The 15,854-nt window shown below is 72.0% G+C and carries 20 protein-coding genes; 10 read left to right on the top strand and 10 right to left on the bottom strand.

The features are described 5' to 3' along the window. Window positions 1-15: 15 nt before the first annotated feature. From J7I94_RS04960 to J7I94_RS04925, 9 genes are all read right to left on the bottom strand, one after another. The gene (locus tag J7I94_RS04960) at window positions 16-258 is read right to left on the bottom strand and encodes a hypothetical protein (protein ID WP_215165385.1); all 243 of its coding nucleotides are present in this window, start codon (window positions 256-258) and stop codon (window positions 16-18) included. A gap of 50 nt (window positions 259-308) precedes the next feature. Further along, on the bottom strand, window positions 309-1,226 hold the full coding sequence (locus J7I94_RS04955) for a LysR family transcriptional regulator (protein WP_215165383.1): 918 nt from the start codon (window positions 1,224-1,226) through the stop codon (window positions 309-311). A 53-nt stretch (window positions 1,227-1,279) separates the two neighbouring features. Continuing rightward, complete coding sequence (locus tag J7I94_RS04950) at window positions 1,280-2,626, bottom strand: MFS transporter (RefSeq protein ID WP_251074668.1); 1,347 nt, start codon at window positions 2,624-2,626, stop codon at window positions 1,280-1,282. Window positions 2,627-2,692: 66 nt separating this feature from the next. Beyond that, window positions 2,693-2,941 (bottom strand): hypothetical protein, encoded by a 249-nt coding sequence (locus J7I94_RS04945; protein ID WP_215165381.1) that lies wholly within the window; start codon window positions 2,939-2,941, stop codon window positions 2,693-2,695. Beyond that, a complete protein-coding gene (locus tag J7I94_RS38130; protein ID WP_251074667.1) occupies window positions 2,938-3,678 on the bottom strand; it encodes a peptidase dimerization domain-containing protein in 741 nt (246 codons plus the stop codon). Before J7I94_RS38130 ends, J7I94_RS04945 begins: the two co-directional genes overlap by 4 nt. A 39-nt stretch (window positions 3,679-3,717) precedes the next feature. After that, window positions 3,718-4,086, bottom strand: coding sequence for a hypothetical protein (locus J7I94_RS38125; protein WP_251074666.1), 369 nt, complete (start codon window positions 4,084-4,086; stop codon window positions 3,718-3,720). Further along, window positions 4,086-4,751, bottom strand: coding sequence for a DUF1028 domain-containing protein (locus tag J7I94_RS04935; RefSeq protein ID WP_215165379.1), 666 nt, complete (start codon window positions 4,749-4,751; stop codon window positions 4,086-4,088). The genes J7I94_RS38125 and J7I94_RS04935 overlap by 1 nt, the downstream gene beginning before the upstream one ends. Next, window positions 4,748-5,227, bottom strand: a complete 480-nt coding sequence (locus J7I94_RS04930; protein ID WP_215165378.1) for a RidA family protein — start codon at window positions 5,225-5,227, stop codon at window positions 4,748-4,750. Before J7I94_RS04930 ends, J7I94_RS04935 begins: the two co-directional genes overlap by 4 nt. A gap of 11 nt (window positions 5,228-5,238) precedes the next feature. Further along, entirely contained in the window at window positions 5,239-6,507 is a 1,269-nt protein-coding gene (locus tag J7I94_RS04925; RefSeq protein ID WP_215165377.1) for an NAD(P)/FAD-dependent oxidoreductase, read from the bottom strand. A gap of 244 nt (window positions 6,508-6,751) precedes the next feature. On the opposite strand from J7I94_RS04925, the gene J7I94_RS04920 reads away from it, so the two are divergent. The 5 genes from J7I94_RS04920 to J7I94_RS04900 all read left to right on the top strand — a co-directional run bounded on the left by J7I94_RS04920 (window position 6,752) and on the right by J7I94_RS04900 (window position 9,685). Next, window positions 6,752-7,276, top strand: coding sequence for a hypothetical protein (locus J7I94_RS04920; protein WP_215165376.1), 525 nt, complete (start codon window positions 6,752-6,754; stop codon window positions 7,274-7,276). Window positions 7,277-7,437: 161 nt separating this feature from the next. Continuing rightward, window positions 7,438-8,490, top strand: a complete 1,053-nt coding sequence (locus J7I94_RS04915; RefSeq protein WP_215165375.1) for a hypothetical protein — start codon at window positions 7,438-7,440, stop codon at window positions 8,488-8,490. A gap of 86 nt (window positions 8,491-8,576) precedes the next feature. Next, a complete protein-coding gene (locus J7I94_RS04910; RefSeq protein ID WP_251074665.1) occupies window positions 8,577-8,981 on the top strand; it encodes a DUF2089 domain-containing protein in 405 nt (134 codons plus the stop codon). Between the two features lie 11 nt (window positions 8,982-8,992). Further along, on the top strand, window positions 8,993-9,238 hold the full coding sequence (locus J7I94_RS04905; RefSeq protein ID WP_308114498.1) for a hypothetical protein: 246 nt from the start codon (window positions 8,993-8,995) through the stop codon (window positions 9,236-9,238). Between the two features lie 21 nt (window positions 9,239-9,259). Beyond that, window positions 9,260-9,685 carry a hypothetical protein gene (locus J7I94_RS04900; RefSeq protein WP_215165372.1) on the top strand — a complete coding sequence of 142 codons (426 nt, stop codon included), beginning with the start codon at window positions 9,260-9,262 and terminating at the stop codon, window positions 9,683-9,685. An 85-nt stretch (window positions 9,686-9,770) separates the two neighbouring features. On the opposite strand, the gene J7I94_RS04895 is transcribed toward J7I94_RS04900, so the two are convergent. Next, a complete protein-coding gene (locus J7I94_RS04895) occupies window positions 9,771-10,418 on the bottom strand; it encodes a YceI family protein (protein WP_215165370.1) in 648 nt (215 codons plus the stop codon). Window positions 10,419-10,635: 217 nt separating this feature from the next. Here J7I94_RS04895 and J7I94_RS04890 point away from each other — a divergent pair, with 217 nt between their 5' ends. The 5 genes from J7I94_RS04890 (at window position 10,636) to J7I94_RS04870 (ending at window position 15,852) form a co-directional block, all read left to right on the top strand. Continuing rightward, window positions 10,636-11,703: a glucose-1-phosphate thymidylyltransferase gene (locus J7I94_RS04890; RefSeq protein WP_215165368.1), complete on the top strand. Its 1,068-nt coding sequence runs from the start codon at window positions 10,636-10,638 to the stop codon at window positions 11,701-11,703. Between the two features lie 68 nt (window positions 11,704-11,771). Next, the gene (locus J7I94_RS04885) at window positions 11,772-12,371 is read left to right on the top strand and encodes an acyltransferase (protein WP_215165367.1); all 600 of its coding nucleotides are present in this window, start codon (window positions 11,772-11,774) and stop codon (window positions 12,369-12,371) included. A 288-nt stretch (window positions 12,372-12,659) separates the two neighbouring features. After that, window positions 12,660-13,826: a hypothetical protein gene (locus J7I94_RS04880; RefSeq protein WP_215165364.1), complete on the top strand. Its 1,167-nt coding sequence runs from the start codon at window positions 12,660-12,662 to the stop codon at window positions 13,824-13,826. Next, complete coding sequence (locus J7I94_RS04875; protein ID WP_215165362.1) at window positions 13,823-14,593, top strand: WecB/TagA/CpsF family glycosyltransferase; 771 nt, start codon at window positions 13,823-13,825, stop codon at window positions 14,591-14,593. Before J7I94_RS04880 ends, J7I94_RS04875 begins: the two co-directional genes overlap by 4 nt. Then, window positions 14,593-15,852 (top strand): nucleotide sugar dehydrogenase, encoded by a 1,260-nt coding sequence (locus tag J7I94_RS04870; RefSeq protein ID WP_215165361.1) that lies wholly within the window; start codon window positions 14,593-14,595, stop codon window positions 15,850-15,852. Before J7I94_RS04875 ends, J7I94_RS04870 begins: the two co-directional genes overlap by 1 nt. Window positions 15,853-15,854 lie beyond the last annotated feature (2 nt).

Here is a 15,854-nt window from a genome sequence, read left to right as displayed (position 1 = left end):
CCTCCCCCGCACGGCTCAGGACGGGTCGGCCGCCGCCTCGCCCTTCTCGTCCGTGACGCCGACCTCCAGGAGCGCGCTCTCGGTGGTGCCCAGGTAGGCCAGGCTCTTCGCGTCGAACACCCAGTAGCCGTTCGCGTCCTTCGCGCCGGAGCCGCCGGAGCCGCCGGAGCCGCCGGAGGCCGTGTACGTGAGGCCGATGCCCGTCCGCCCTGTCGGGGTCTCCGGCGCGCACGCGAGCGCGCAGTGACATCTCCACACTTCACCCTGTCCGCCGCGCCGCCCGCGCTGCGGTGAGGTGGGTCACACCGTCATGGCCGGGCGGCGATCTGGCGCAGCAGGTCCATCACCGCTCGGGCGCGGGCGGTCTGGGTCATGCCGTCCACGGAGGCGATCTTGACTTCGAGCGGGGGTCCGCCGTCCCGGAGCCGGAGTGCGGCGACCTCGCCGCCGCCGTAGGTCTGGCTGGTCGCGGGCCGCTGGTTGAGCACGGAGTAGCCGAGTCCGCGGGCGACCAGGGAGCGTACGGTCTCGTAGCTGCGGGTGCGGTAGCGGACGTCGGGGGCGGTGCCGGTGGCGGCCACCAGGGAGTGGAAGTAGTCCCGGCTGTGCGGGAGGTCCAGCAGGACGAGCGGTTCCGCGGACAGTTCGTTCAGTTCCACGCTGTCCCGGCCGGCCAGGGGGTGGCCGGCCGGGACGAGGACGTAGGCGGGGGCGAGCGCGATCGTCTCGCCGCGCAGTTCCGGGGCGGCCGACAGTCCGAGGCCGTAGGTGAGGGCGAAGTCGATGCGTCCGGCCGTCAGGGCCTGGACGAGCTGGTCCGTCTCGGCCTCGACCACGTCGATCTCGATGCCCGGATGGCGTTCGGTGCACTCGCTGAACAGGGGTGGCAGGTAGTACGGGGCGAGGGTCACGAAACAGCCGACGGTGACCGGTCCGGCGAGTTCCTCGCCCTCTCCCCTGGCCTCCCGTTCGACCTCGCGGGCGCGGGCCAGCAGGTCCCGGGCCTGCTGCTGGAGCCGCTCCCCGGCGGGGGTCAGGGTCAGTCCCCGGCCCCGGCGCCGGATGAACAGCTGTACCCGCAGGTCCCGTTCCAGGTTGTAGACGGCAGCGGACACGGCGGACTGCGCGATGTGCAGTTCCTGCGACGCCTCCGTCATCGACCCGCGCTCGGCGGCGACCAGGAAGTAGCGGAGCTGTACGAGGGTGAAACCCAGCGGTGACGTCATGCGAGGTCCTTGTGCGCGGTGAACCGTGTCCGCGCCGACTGTATCGGCGGCGCCTAGACCCGCTCGGACGGTACGTCCTCGGGCCGCAGCAGCGCGCGGCCGGCGGTCTCCTTCAGGGAGAGGGCGGCGACCAGGCCGCCCACGGCGAACACCATCAGGTACGGGCCGGGCACCAGGGTGGAGCCGGTCGCCGAGATGAGCACGGTCATCAGGTAGGGCACGGTGCCCGCGAACAGCGCCGCGGTGATGTTGTAGGCGACGGACAGTCCGCTCTGCCGGGTGCGGGTGGGGAAGATCTCCGCCGACCACACCGCGTAGGTGCCGAGGATGGCCGCCAGGATCGCGCCGAGGAGGAGTCCGGCGATCCAGGTGCCGGTGAGCCCGGTCCGCATCAGGAGGAAGGCGGGGGTGGACAGGACCAGCAGCGCCGCCGTCGCCCCGACGAACACCGGCTTGCGGCCCACCCGGTCGGAGAGCCTGCCGAACAGCGGCACCAGCACCAGGCCCAGCAGGGAGATGACGGTGGACAGCAGGGCGGCGCTGTCGGCGGAGTGGCCGAGGTGGTCGGTCTCGTAGGTGACGAGGTAGGTCAGTACGGCGTAGAAGGGGACGTGCATGGCGGCCATCAGACCGGCCGCCTGGAGCAGCTCCCGCTTGTGGGAGCGGAGCAGTTCGCGGGCGGGGCTGCTGGGCACTGCGCCGTTGGCTTCGAGCGCCCGGTACTCGGGGGTGTCCTCGATCTTGTTGCGGATGACGTAGCCGATGACACCGAGCGGCGCGGCGACCAGGAAGGGCACGCGCCAGCCCCAGGCGGTGAGCTGGTTCTCGTCGAGCCCCGCGGACAGCAGCAGGAAGACGAACGAACCGGCGAGGAAGCCGAGCAGGGAGCCGACCTCCAGCCAGCTCACGCCGAATCCACGGCGGCGGCGCGGCGCGCTCTCGGCGAGGAAGCTGGCCGCGCTGCCGAACTCGCCGCCCGCCGCGAAGCCCTGGACCAGCCGCAGCACCACCAGGAGTATCGGGGCGGCGATGCCTATCGCGTCGTAGCCGGGGAGCAGTCCGATGGCCAGGGTCGCGCCGGACATCATGAAGATGACCAGGGACAGGGTGCGCTTGCGGCCGATCCGGTCGCCGAGCGGTCCGAAGACCAGGGCGCCGACGGGCCGGATGCCGAACGAGACGGCGAAGACGCCGAACACGGCGAGCAGTCCGGTCGTACTGTCCTCGGCCGGGAAGAAGACGGTCGCGACCGTACCGGCGAGATAGGCGTAGGCCGCCCAGTCGAACCAGTGTACGAACACGCCGACGGCTCCCGCGGCGACACTCCTGCGCAGCGCTGCGACGTCGGTGGCCGGCTCGGCCTCGGTCGTCATCGTGGCACTGCTGTCACGCGTGGGCATACGCGCCTCCTTGGGGAAAAGGGGTGGAGAAGCCGGAGCAGTGCGGGTGCCGCCGGCGCCGTGCTCTCAGGGCGAGGGCAGGCCGGTCAGGGGGGTGGGGCTGGTCAGCTCGCGGAGTTCCGCCTCGGTCAGCGGCGCGCGCTCGGGGATCGCCGGGGCGGGGCCGGGCCGGCCCGCGCGGCGGGGCGGGGAGCCGGCCGGCGCCCGGACGGTGCGGGCCCCGTGGCAGGCGCCCGCCGCGGCGTCGGCGTGGCCGGGTGTGTCGTGTCCGGTCCGGTGCCGGCCGCGGTCGTGCGCCGCTGTCGCCGTCGTCATGCCGTGGCCTTCCCGGCCCGCGTGGCGCGGTCCACGCCGGTCCAGGCCAGCGCGAGGGCCGCGTCGAGCAGGGCCCGTTCGGCCGTGCCGCCCACACAGTGCGCGGCGAACTCGCGCTGGTGGTTGGTGGCGGGCAGGGAGCCGATGCCGATGTAGGGGTGGATGGCCGGCACCGCCTGCGAGACGTTGCCCATGTCGGTGGAGGCGCGGTTCATCCGGGCGGCCTGGCCGGGCTGCGCGAACTCCCGTCCCAGCGCGAGGGCGTTGGCCCGGTAGTGCCCGAGGGCCCGCTCGTCCGTACGGAACTCCGCGTACGGCTTGCTCTCCGGCTCGATCTCCAGGTCGCAGCCGGTCGCGAGGGCCCCCGCCTCGAAGGCCCGTATGACCCGGGGCTCCAGCTCGGCCAGTTCGGCGAGTGACTCGGCCCGTACGTACCAGCGTCCGGTCGCCCGCTCCGGGATGGCGTTCGGGGCGTCACCGGCGTGCGTCACGACACCGTGCACCCGCGCCGAGGCCGGCAGTTGCTGGCGCAGCAGCCCGATGGCGACCTGGGCCACCGTGAAGGCGTCGGCCGCGTTGATCCCGGCCTCCGGATAGGCGGCGGCGTGCGCGGACTTCCCGGTGTAGGAGATCTTGGAGTGGCTGACCGCGAAGGGGCGGGCCTCGGCGACGTCGACCGGCGCCGGGTGCGCCATCATCGCGAGGTCGACGCCGGTGAAGGCGCCCCGGTCCAGCATCTCGATCTTGCCGCCGCCGCCCTCCTCGGCCGGGGTGCCTTAGACCTCGACGGTGAGGCCCGCGTCGTCGGCGACGGCGGCGAGGCCGAGCGCGGCGCCGACCGAGCTGGCCGCGATGAGGTTGTGTCCGCAGGCATGACCGAGGCCGGGCAGCGCGTCGTACTCGGCGCACAGCGCGATCCGCACCGGCCCGCTGCCGAACCGGGCGTGGAAGGCGGTGTCCAGGCCAAGGTAGGAGGCGGTGACGTCGAATCCGGCGCGGTCCAGCGGCTCGGGCACGCGGGCGGCCGCCCGGTGTTCCTCCCACGCGGTCTCCGGATCGGCGTGCAGCCGCTCGGACAGGCCGGTCAGCTCCTCGGCGTGCCGGGCGACCGCCCGCCGGACCGCCTCCTTCAGCGCGCCGCCCATCACAGGTTCCCGGGGACGCCGTACGAGGGCGAGGCCGCGGGGTCGAGTCCGCGCCGCACATAGTCGTCCCGCTGCGGCAGCCATACGTCGAGGAGGTCGCCGAGCCGGTCCACGGGGTCCTCGGCCCAGTCCACCCGCAGGTCGGTCACCCGCCAGCCGACGTCCGCGACGACCGCCAGGCCCGCGGAGTGCACCGGCCCCTCCTCGCCGCCGGCGGCGACGGCCGCCCGCATGGCGGTGAGCAGCCGCTCCTCCAGCTCTCCCGTGGCGGTGGCGTACGCGTCGAGGAGTACGCCGGGCAGGTGCTCGCCGCAGAGCATGTTGCCGGCGGCGACCGCGCCGTCGGCGGTGGCCGAGGCATGCCTGCCGAGGGTGTGCGAGCCGCTGTAGGCGTACCCGGGGCCGGTGCGGCCCAGTACGGTCAGCTGCCGGTAGGCGATGTCGGCGCTCTCCTCGGTGACCTCCCGCAGCGCCCGCTCCGCGTCGCCGTGCGCGGCGAGCCGCTCCAGCAGGGCGGTGCCGAGCCTGGGGTCGGTGATGTTCTGCGAGGTCGCCGCGCCGGCACCGGGCCGCAGATGGACGACCCGGGCGGCGACCGCCGGGCTGGACGAGGCGGCCGCGACGCCGAACCGCTCGCCGTCCCGGACCACCAGGGAGAACGTCATGCTCCTGCCTCCTCGGACGGTTCGGGGATCACGGCGATCGCGTCGATCTCGCACAGCCACTCCGGGCGGGCCAGGGCGGAGACCACCAGGCCGGTGGAGATGGGGTGGACGCCCCTGGTCCAGCGGCCCACGGTGCGGTAGACGGCTTCGCGGTAGCGCGGGTCGACGAGGTAGATGGTCAGTTTGGCCAGGTGCTCCATCCGGCTGCCCGCCTCTTCGAGCAGCGTCTTGATGTTGGCCATGGCCTGCTCGGCCTGGGCCTCGGCGTCACCGATGCCCACGGACTCGCTGGTGTCGAGGTCCTGGCCGATCTGGCCCCGGACGTAGACGGTGCGGCCGGCGACGACGGCCTGGCAGAGGTCGTTGTCGAGATTCTGCTCGGGGTAGGTGTCGCGGGTGTTGAACGGGCGGACGCGGGTGTGTCCGCCGGCGGTGATCGGGGCCTTGGCCGGACGGCCCTCGCTGGTGGAGGTCATGGGGGTGCTCCTCAGTTCTGCGGGGTCGCGGGTGCGGTGCCGTACGCGAGGTAGGCGCGCCGGGTCGCGATGTGGTCGGCCACGTACCGGGCGTCGTGCCAGACACCCCAGATGAAGCTGGACCCGCGGCGGGACAGCCAGGGCAGGCCCAGGAAGTAGACGCCGGGCTCGCGGGAGACTCCGCGCCGCTGGTCCGGCCGGCCCCGCTCGTCGAACGCGTCGACCTGGAGCCAGCCGTAGTCGGTGGCGAAGCCGGTGGCCCAGACGATCGAGGTGACGCCGGCCGCGGCCAGGTCGAGTTCCAGGCGGGGGTCGGTCACGCACTCCGGGTCGGGCCCGAGGACGTGGGCCTCCGGTTCCTCGGGCAGGTCGAGGCCGTTGCGTTCCACGTACTCGTCGGCCGCCCGCAGGAGCGCGAGGTACTTGGTGTCACCGAGCGCGATGTTGTCGGCGAGGTCGGGCGCGAAGCGCAGGACGCCGTCGGCGCAGGACGCGGTCATGCCGACGAGTTCGACGCCGGTGGCGGCCAGGGCCCGGAAGTCCACGGTGTGGCCGCCGCGGGCGCCGCTGACCGCGATGGTGACGTGGGCGGCGCCCTCGGGCGGCGTCTGGGCGTCCCAGAGTCCGAGCACACCGAGCCACCAGCAGAAGTCACGTCCGCGGTACCGGCGGGGCGGACGGTCGTGCGGTCCGACGGAGAGGAGGACCCGGCGGCCGGAGCGGCGCAGCTCGTCGGCGATCTGGACGCCCGAGGAACCGGCGCCGACGACGAGGACCGCGCCCTCGGGCAGCTGCTCCGGGTTGCGGTACCCGCTGGAGTGGATCTGTACCGGGACGGTGCCGTCCGGGACGAGGGGCGGGATCACGGGCCGCTGGAACGGCCCCGTCGCGGCCACGACGAAGCGGGCGTCGATGGATCCCCGTGACGTCTCGACCCGGAAGCCGGGCCGGCCGGCGTGCTTGCGCACCGAGGTCACCTCGACACCGCACCGGACGGGGGCGCCGATCTTCTCGGCGTACGCGGCGAAGTAGTCGGCGACCTGCTCCTTCGAGGCGAAGCCGTCGGGGTCGACGTCGGGGAACTCCATGCCCGGGAAGCGGTCGTGCCAGGCGGGCCCGTTCGCGACCAGGGAGTCCCACCGCTCGGAGCGCCATCGCTCGGCCACCCGGTCCCGCTCCAGGACGAGGTGCGGGATGCCGTGGGCCCCCAGGTGCTCGCTCACCGCCACGCCGGCCTGGCCCGCCCCGACGACGACCACTTCAGTCTGTTCACTCGGCATTTCGCCTCCGCTCGTGCGGCAGTCCATCCGGTGTCGCGTTGACTGTGCTACCGCACGAACATCCTCAGCGGCCCTCGTAAACCCTGTCCAACAGATGTTTCCGTTGTAGGCAATCGGTTTTACAGATGTGAATCGGGGCGCGGGACGGGAACTTCCGGTCGGCCTCGCGCGTTGCGGAGAGCGACTTGATCGTTTTGATGTGAGACACGGCGGTGGCGCCGTCGTCGGGGGAAGTGAGCAACCCATGGCCATGGTGGGCCTGTTCTGGATCGCCGAGGGCGATGTGTACGTGGGCGCGAAGCCGTCCGGTCTGGCTCCCGGGGTACGCCTGTCCCCCGAGGGCGTCGTGGCCCTCGGGGACGGACAGTCCGGCCTCCACCTGTGGGAGGACGTGCGGAGCCTGACGGTGACGGACGTGCCCGTGAAGACGGTGATGCGGCGGGTCGGCGCGGTCACGGGCATGGCGTGGACCACGGTGCTGAATCTCGTGGACCCTGGCTCGGGCGGGGCGGACGACGCTCCGGGGCTGATGACGCTGAACGTCAAAACAGCCACTGGAGACCATGAGTTGGCGGCCTACGTGGCCGCGGCCGTCGGCTACTCCCAGGCCGAGACCGACCTCTCCCGCGCCCTCCTGACCCGCCTCGCGGAGGGCGCCGCGACGATGACCACGACCCTGGCGGCCATGTCGGAGTGGGGCCGCACGTGGGAAGGGGGCTCGCCCCGGGAGGCGGAGCGGGAGGCGCTCCTGCGGGAGTGGCTCGGCTAGGGGCCCGCCCTGCCCCAGAGCCTCGCCGTCACCCTGCCGATCCCTCGTGGAACCACGAGGACACCGGCGCGGTCTGAGAGTGGTAGTGGCAGTGGCTTCGTGGACCCGGCACACACGCATCCGGCGGGCCGGTCGGGGCCGCACGATGTACGGGGGTCGTGGTGAACCAGGTGCTCTATGGCGAACGGTCGCGCAATCCGCTGTCCCGGACCGTGGAGCTGACCGGGGACCGGTTGCGGGTGGGCTCGAGGACCACTCCCCTGTACGAGCTGAACCTCGGCGCCATGGCCGAGGCGTACCAGCGGGGCCGCTGGCTCGGCGGGGGTGGCACGGAGCGCCCGCCGCACACGCTGGCGGACGGCGCCGGCATCGTCCCGGTCACCCGCGTCACCGGTTCCTGCACCCCGGTGAGGGCTCGGCATGCCGCCCGGTTCGCCCACCAGTTGGGGAACCTCGCGGTCCTGCGGTGCGGCGGGCCCGGACAGGTGGCCGCCCTGTCCGCCCGGGGCCGGGCCGAGGGGGTGCCCCTGTGGATCGCGCGGCGGTTCGCGCCGGGACCCGCCGGGCAGATCGCCGTCGCCGTGGAACGGCGCCTGGTGCGCGTGGACGTATGGGGACCCCATGCTCCCGTCCTGCGGCTGCGGGCACCGTACGGCTTCCGCCCGGACGCCCCGGAGCCGTCGAAGGGCCTGCGGCTGACCGTCGCCGACACGGCAGCCGGCCTCGGTCTCGAGAAGAACTGGCGCAAGTCCCGGAGTCTCGTGGAGGTACGGATCCCGGGGCGGCACTGGGTCCTGCGGCGGGAGAACGCGACGAGTTCGCGGCTGCTGTGCAATGACCGGCCCGTCGCCCTGCTGACCCGTCTGCCAAGCCGGCTCGCGCGCGAACCGGGCATGGTGCTGCTGCCGTTGGCTCCCGTGCACTACGCGAGCGGTGACCCGTTGGACGCCGTCATGGCCCAGCTCTTCGCCGCCGCCTTCGGGCTCGGGGACACGACGGGCTCGGCACGGTTCCGCGCGGAACGGGGACGCCCCGTGTACCGGGGCGAGCCCGCCGCCGCCGACGACGACGCGTGGGGCCGTCCTTGGTACAGCAACCTCGGCAGGGGACGCCCGGACAACGAACCCGGCGGGGGTGACGGCTGGGGCGCGGACGGAGGAGACGGAGGCGGGGGCGACGGCGGGGGCGGTGATGGCGGAGGCGGAGGCGAGTGACTCGGCGCCCGGGCCGGCAACCAATGAAGCAGAGATAAAGAAAATCAATTCCTGAGCGTTGACGACTTAAAAATCTCAAGATACAAATGAACAGTGAGCGCGTCGCCGAGAGCAGGGAGCCGAGGGTGGACTGGCAGGAACTGACGGACCTGACGCGCGGGCAGCCGTTCGTGGTCGAGCGGGTCCGCCTCGCACGCGGCGGCGTCGCGATCGAGGGGGAGTTCGAACCCCCGCAGCTGGCCCAGCTCAGCATCGACGACCAGGTGTTCGTCGCCGCGTTCGTACGGTCGCACGGTTCCATCAAGGAGATGGAGCGGATCTTCGGGGTGAGCTACCCGACGGTCAAGTCCCGGCTGAAGCGGATCGCCGAGCAGCTCGACTTCGTCGACACCGACCCCGCGCCCGTCGACGCCGCCGCCGTGGTCGGCCGACTGCGGCGGGGCGAGATCAGCGCCCAGGAGGCACTGGCCGAGCTGGAGGGCTCCCGGTGATCCCCTGCCTCGTGACCGTGGGCCTCCGACGTCCGGACGGCCGCCGGAGGCGGCTGTACATCCCGGTCCCGCTGGTCCTGCTGGTGCTGTCCCCGCTGATCCTGCTCGCCGTACTGGGCGCCGTCGTCGCCTGCCTCGCCACCGGGGTGCGCCCCTTGGGCGCGCTGCGCGGTGCCGGGCGCGTGCTGTGGGCGCTGCCCGGCACGCGGTTCGAGCTGGAGTACCACCGCACGGCCGTACTGGTAAGCGTCAGATGAGCAGGAGGAGAGACAGTGGCGATGAACGAACAACGCCGTCAGGTCCTGGAAATGCTGGCCGAGGGCAAGATCACCGCGGATGCGGCCGAGCGGCTGATCGCCGCCCTGGAACAGGACCGGCCCGCGTCACCGCCGGGCGCCTCCGGCCCCAAGTCCCGCCCCAAGTACCTGCGCGTGCTGGTGGACGCGGCGGACGACTCCGGTGACGGGGCGAGCCGGGTCAACATCCGGGTGCCGCTGCAACTGCTGCGCGCGGGGGTCCGGCTCACGAGCCTCCTCCCTCCCCAGGCGATCACCAAGGTCAACACGGAGCTGAGCAAGGCGGGGGTGCCGATCGACCTCGGCGAGCTCAAGCAGCAGCACCTCGACGACCTCATCGAGCATCTCGACGAGGTCTCCGTCGACGTCGACGACCCCGATGCCAAGGTGCGGGTGTTCTGCGAGTGACGGCGGCGCCGGGCGGCGGCAGCTCGCCGGCGGAGCGCCTCCGGCGGCGGGACCGTCCCGGTGTCGTTCCCGCCCCGGTATCACCTCACGCCCGGATGGCGGAGATGTCGAACTGCAGCCGGATCTTCTCGCTGACCATCGCCCCGCCCGCTTCGAGGCGCTGGTTGTAGACCAGGCCCCACTCGGTGCGGTCGATCGTGGTGGTGCCGTCGAAACCGGCGCGCTCGTAGCCGAAGGGGTCCATGACCGAGCCGAGGTAGTCGAGCTGGAGGTCGACGGGCCGGGTGATGCCGCGGATGGTCAGGTCGCCCGTCATACGGAAGTTCTCCCCGCCCTCGTGCACGGTGGACGTGCTGCGGAACACCATCTCCGGGTAGCGGCTCGCGTCGAAGAAGTCGGCGCCGACGAGGTGGGCGTCGCGCTGCTCCACGCCCGTGTCGACGCTGGCCACCTTGATGACGAGGTGCGCCCGCGACTCGGAGGGCCGGGCCCCGTCGAAGTACAGCTTGCTGTCGTAGTCGGCGAAGGAGCCCCGTACCGTCGTCACCATCGCGTGCCGCACGGAGAACCCGATGCGGCTGTGCGGACGGTCGATGGTCCACTCACCGGTCAGCGCGCGCAGCCTGGGGTCGAGCGCGACACCGGCGGGCGTGACCTCCTCCACCGGCGCACGGAAGTCGACAGGTGACGCCTGCTCGGCGGTCGCGCTCTGGCGACGGCTGAAGATACCCATGAGGTCGTAAGCCCTTTCGACTCGGTCGCTCCGTGCTATCACGGAGTCGGCGGCGGAGGGACGGCGAAATAGGCGGCCTCGTCCGGGTTCCATGCCGCCGACCGCAAAACTGCACAAGTTCCCCGTGTCTGCGACACGGTTTCGGCGTCCGCCCCCCAGTCGAAGGTGTGTGCGGAATCCCTCCGTCGACCGTTCCGGCATGAGTAGGGTGCTCCGCATGAGGGCACTTGTGTTGTCCGGTGGCTCCGGTACTCGTTTACGTCCCATCACCCACACGTCCGCCAAGCAGTTGGTTCCCGTCGCCAACAAGCCGGTGCTCTTCTACGGCCTGGAGGCGATCGCGGACGCCGGGATCACCGAGGTGGGGATCGTCGTCGGGGACACCGCGGAGGAGATCCGGGAGGCGGTCGGTGACGGTTCGCGGTTCGGCCTCGACGTCACCTACATCCCGCAGGAGGAACCGCTGGGTCTGGCCCACGCGGTGCTCATCGCCCACGAGTTCCTCGGCGAGGACGACTTCGTCATGTACCTCGGTGACAACTTCGTCGTCGGCGGGATCACGCCGCTGGTGGACAGCTTCCGCGCGGAACGTCCGGACGCTCAGGTGCTGTTGACGAAGGTCCCCGATCCCGGGCGGTTCGGGGTGGCCGAACTGGACGCCCAGGGGCGGCTGATCGGGCTGGAGGAGAAGCCGAGGACGCCCAAGAGCGACCTCGCGCTCGTCGGCGTCTACCTCTTCACTCCGGCCGTGCACGAGGCCGTCCGCGCCGTCCGGCCCTCCTGGCGCGGGGAGTTGGAGATCACGCACGCCATCCAGTGGCTGATCGACGAAGGGCGCGACGTCCGCTCCACGACCGTCTCCGGTTACTGGAAGGACACCGGCAACGTCACCGACATGCTGGAGGTCAACCGGTCGGTGCTGGAGACCGTGGAACCGCTCAGGGCGGGCACGGTCGACGCGGACAGCGAGATCATCGGCCGGGTGCGCGTCGAGGAGGGCGCCCGGGTCGTGCGCAGCCGGATCGTCGGCCCCGTGGTCATCGGTGCCGGCGTCGTCGTCGAGAACGCCTACATCGGCCCGTTCACCTCGCTCTCCGAGGGTTGCCGGATCGTGGACAGCGAGATCGAGTACTCCATCGTGCTGCGCGGCTCGTCGGTGACGGGCGTACGGCGGGTGGAGGCCTCGCTCATCGGGCGCGACGTCGAGGTCACGCCCGCCCCGCGCAACCCGTCGGCGCACCGGTTCGTGCTCGGCGACCACAGCAAGGTGCAGATCTCCTCATAGCGTCTCCTCACAGCGTCTCCTCATAGCACTCCACCCCGGCCCCCACCTCGGCAGAAAGGTTCCACCACATGAGCTTCAGGGTTCAGCCGACCGCCCAGGTCGACGATTCCGCCACGGTCGGCGACGGGTCGGCGGTCTGGGACCTGGCCCAGATCCGGAAGGACGCGCGGCTCGGCAGCGGCTGCGTCGTGGGCCGGGGAGCCTATGTCGGCCCCGGGGTGCGGATCGGCGACAACGTGAAGCTCCAGAACTACGCGCTGGTCTACGAGCCCGCGGTGCTCGCCGACGGCGTGTTCGTCGGCCCGGCGGCGGTGCTCACCAACGACCACTTCCCCCGGTCGGTGGACGTGACGGGCCGGCTGAAGCGGGGCGGCGACTGGGAGGCCGTGGCGGTCGTGGTCGAGGAGGGGGCCTCGCTAGGGGCCCGTTCGGTCTGCGTGGCCCCGGTGCGCGTCGGCCGCTGGGCGCTGGTCGCGGCGGGCGCCGTGGTGACCCGGGACGTACCCGACTTCGCGCTGGTGGCGGGCGTTCCGGCCCGCCGGATCGGCTGGGTCGGCCGGGCCGGCGTCCGGCTGGTGGAGAGCGCGGGCACGCCGGGCGCCTGGGAGTGCCCGGAGACGGGGGCGCTGTACGACGAGAAGGACGGGGAACTGGTGGAGCGCGCCTGACGCCGGTCCCTGCGTTCCCAGTTGTTTTCAGCTGTTTCTCGCAAAGCCCGATTCCTCGAACACTTACCGGCATAACATGTGTACGAAGTGTGCAGACCGAGCACAATGAGCACACGAGCCAGTCGTGCCCAGGGGGGTTACGGGGTGATGGGGACACCTGTGTCCAAAGCCGGGAGCACGTGCCGATCCGGCGTCTGACGTCTGCCTTTCCACCGTCCGGCCGGTCGCGGCCCGACGGACACAGTCTGTTGAACACAGGACCCACAGGGGGGTTGGTGTGTCCGGAAGATGACCACTTCACGTCTGGCGGCGCTCGGTCGTGACGAACCGTCGCTGCTGCCGCTCGCACAACGGCTGCTGTCCCTGGCCGAGTCGGGCCTGCCCTCGATGCTGCTGCCGGGCAAGGAGGCCTTCGCCTTCACCCTGGCCGGGACGCGGGCGCCCGACGGGTCCTGGCGCGTGGAGCAGCGCGGGACCAGCAGGCGGTACGCGGCCATCACCGCGCTCGGCGTCCACCACCTGCCCGAGGACCGCCAGCGGACGGTGCTCGCGGGCCGTACCGCCCAGGAGTTCACCGGCCTGCTGGTGGAGTCGCTGCCGTCGGTGACCAACCTCGGCGACGCCGCGCTCATCGCCTGGGCCGCCGCCGAGACCGGGCACCCCAAGCTGTCCGACGCCCTGGCCCGGGTGACGGCGCTGGACGACCACCGACGGCCGCAGTACACCGTCGAGGCGGCGTGGGTGCTGTCCGCGCTGGCGGCGGCCCGCGACGCGGCCGATGTGGAGGAGCACCTCACCGCGGCCCGCGGCCGTCTGCTGCGCTCCCGCACCGGCGGCGGCCCGCTGTTCCCGCACGCCACCGGCCCCGGGCTGCTCCCCTGGTACCGGGCGCACGTGAGCTGCTTCGCCGACCAGACGTACCCGCTCCAGGCACTGGCCCGCGCCCACGCCAGTGGCCCCGGCGATCCCGAGGCACTGGCCGCGGCCGAGGCGTGTGCGGCCCGTATCTGCGAGCTCCAGGGCGAGGGCGGCCAGTGGTGGTGGCACTACGACGCGCGCACCGGCGGTGTCGTGGAGGGCTATCCGGTCTACAGCGTCCACCAGCACGCGATGGCGCCGACCGCCCTGTTCGACCTGGCCGAGGCCGGGGGCGGCGACTTCAGTGCGGCTCTCCGCAAGGGCCTGCGCTGGATGACGGACGTACCGGAACTGGCCGGACACCCGTCCGCCCAGGAGCCGTTGATCCTCGACGAGCTGGGCGTGACCTGGCGCAAGGTCTACCGGGGTGACCCGAAGAAGGCCGTGCGGGCGGTGCGCGGACTGTCCACGCGGGCTGCCGCGGGGCTGCGGCTGAGGACCCTGGACCGGGTGTACCGCCCGCTTTCCGTGGACCGCGAATGCCGGCCGTACGAGTTCGGTTGGATGCTCTACGCCTGGCAGGGGGGCCGGGTATGAGCGGGCGGAGGTCGTTGTTCGGGATCGAGCTGGACCCGCTGACCATGGACCAGACCGTCGAGCGCTGCCTCGCCGCGGTGCGGGAGGGCCGGCAGCTGGAGATCGGCGTGGTCAACGCGGCGAAGCTGGTCAACATGCGGCGCGACCCGCGGCTCGCGGAGGCGGTGACCGGCTGCGACCTGGTCCTCGCCGACGGGCAGGCCGTGGTCTGGGCCGCGCGGGTGCTGCGCGCCCCGCTGCCGGAGCGGGTGGCCGGGATCGACCTGTTCCTGAGGCTGCTGGCGGAGGCGGAGAAGGCCGGCATCCCGGTGTACTTCCTCGGCGCCCGGCAGGAGGTGCTCCAGGAGATGCTGCGAAGGGTCGCCGTCCGGTTCCCCGGACTGAAGGTGGCGGGCCATCGGAACGGCTACTTCGACGACTCCGAGCAGGAGACGATCGCGAAATCCATCGCCGAGAGCGGCGCCCACATGCTTTTCCTTGGCATGACCTCACCAAAGAAGGAGATCTTCACCGCCGCCCACGGCGCGCGCACCGGCGCCCGGGTCGTGCACGGGGTCGGCGGCTCCTTCGACATCCTGGCCGGGGTCACCCGGCGGGCCCCCGAGTCCTGGCAGCGCCGAGGGCTGGAGTGGCTCTACCGGGCCCTGCAGGAACCGCGCCGCCTGGGCCGGCGCTACCTCACCACCAATGCCGCCTTCGTCCTCATGACGGTCCGCGAGCGCATCCGGCTCACCCCGTCGACCGCTCCCGCGAACAGGAGTCACTGATGCGTGTCGTCGTGGTCGGACAGGGATACGTCGGCCTGCCGCTGGCCATCCGGGCCGCCGAGGTCGGACACGAGGTGATCGGCTACGACGTCGACACCCGGCGGATCAAGAGCCTCGCGGCCGGCGAGTCCTTCGTGGAGGACGTCTCCTCCGAGCGGGTCCGCGCGGCCCTGGACAACGGCACCTACCGACCGAGCGAGTCGGCTCGGGACTGCGGCGGTTTCGACGTCGCCGTCGTGACGGTGCCGACCCCGCTCCACGAGGGCACCCCCGACCTGCGGTACATCAAGGAGTCGGCGGTCACCCTCGCGCGCTATCTGCGCCCCGGGGCCACGGTCGTCCTGGAGTCGACCACCTATCCCGGCACCACCCAGGAGCTGTTCGGGCCGCTGCTGGAGGAGGGGTCGGGTCTCACCGCGGGCAGCGACTTCCGGCTCGGCTACAGCCCGGAGCGGATCGACCCCGGCAACGCGGTGTGGGGCTTCAAGGAGACCCCGAAGGTCGTCTCCGGCGTCGACGAAGCCTCGCTGAAGGCGGTCCAGGACTTCTACGGCCGACTCGTCGACACCACCGTGCCGGTGGGGTCGCCCAAGGAAGCGGAACTGGCCAAGCTCCTCGAGAACACCTTCCGGCACGTGAACATCGCGCTGGTCAACGAGATCGCGATGTTCGCCCACCACCTGGACATCGACGTCTGGCAGGCCATCGACGCCGCCTCCAGCAAGCCCTTCGGGTTCATGAGGTTCACGCCCGGGCCGGGCGTCGGCGGACACTGCCTGCCGATCGACCCCTCGTACCTGTCCTGGCGGGTGCAGCGCGAACTCGGCCAGAGCTTCCGCTTCGTGGAGCTGGCCAACGACGTCAACAACCACATGCCCGAGTACGTGACACGGCGGATCACCGACCTGTTCAACACCAGACGCCGGTCCGTCAACGGTTCCCGCGTCCTGCTGCTCGGGCTCGCCTACAAGAAGAACACCGGCGACGCCCGCGAGTCGCCCGCGCTGCGCATCTCCCAACTCCTGCTCGACATGGGTGCGCAGGTCAGGGCGGCGGACCCGCATGTCGTGGAGAGCCTGCCGGTGGACTCCCGGCTGGTGCGGGTCGAGCTCGAACCGGAGGAGCTGAAGGCCGCCGACGTGGTGGTCCTGCTCACCGACCACGACTCCTTCGACTACGAACTCGTCGCCGAACACGCCCCCTTCGTCCTCGACTGCCGCCGACGGCTGCCGTCCGGACCCACGATCGAGGTGCTCTGAAG

Source organism: Streptomyces sp. ISL-12 (assembly GCF_018614415.1).
Taxonomy (GTDB): Bacteria; Actinomycetota; Actinomycetes; order Streptomycetales; family Streptomycetaceae; genus Streptomyces.
Note: the sequence above shows the minus strand (reverse complement) of the source record. Positions and strands in the feature narration are given on the sequence as shown.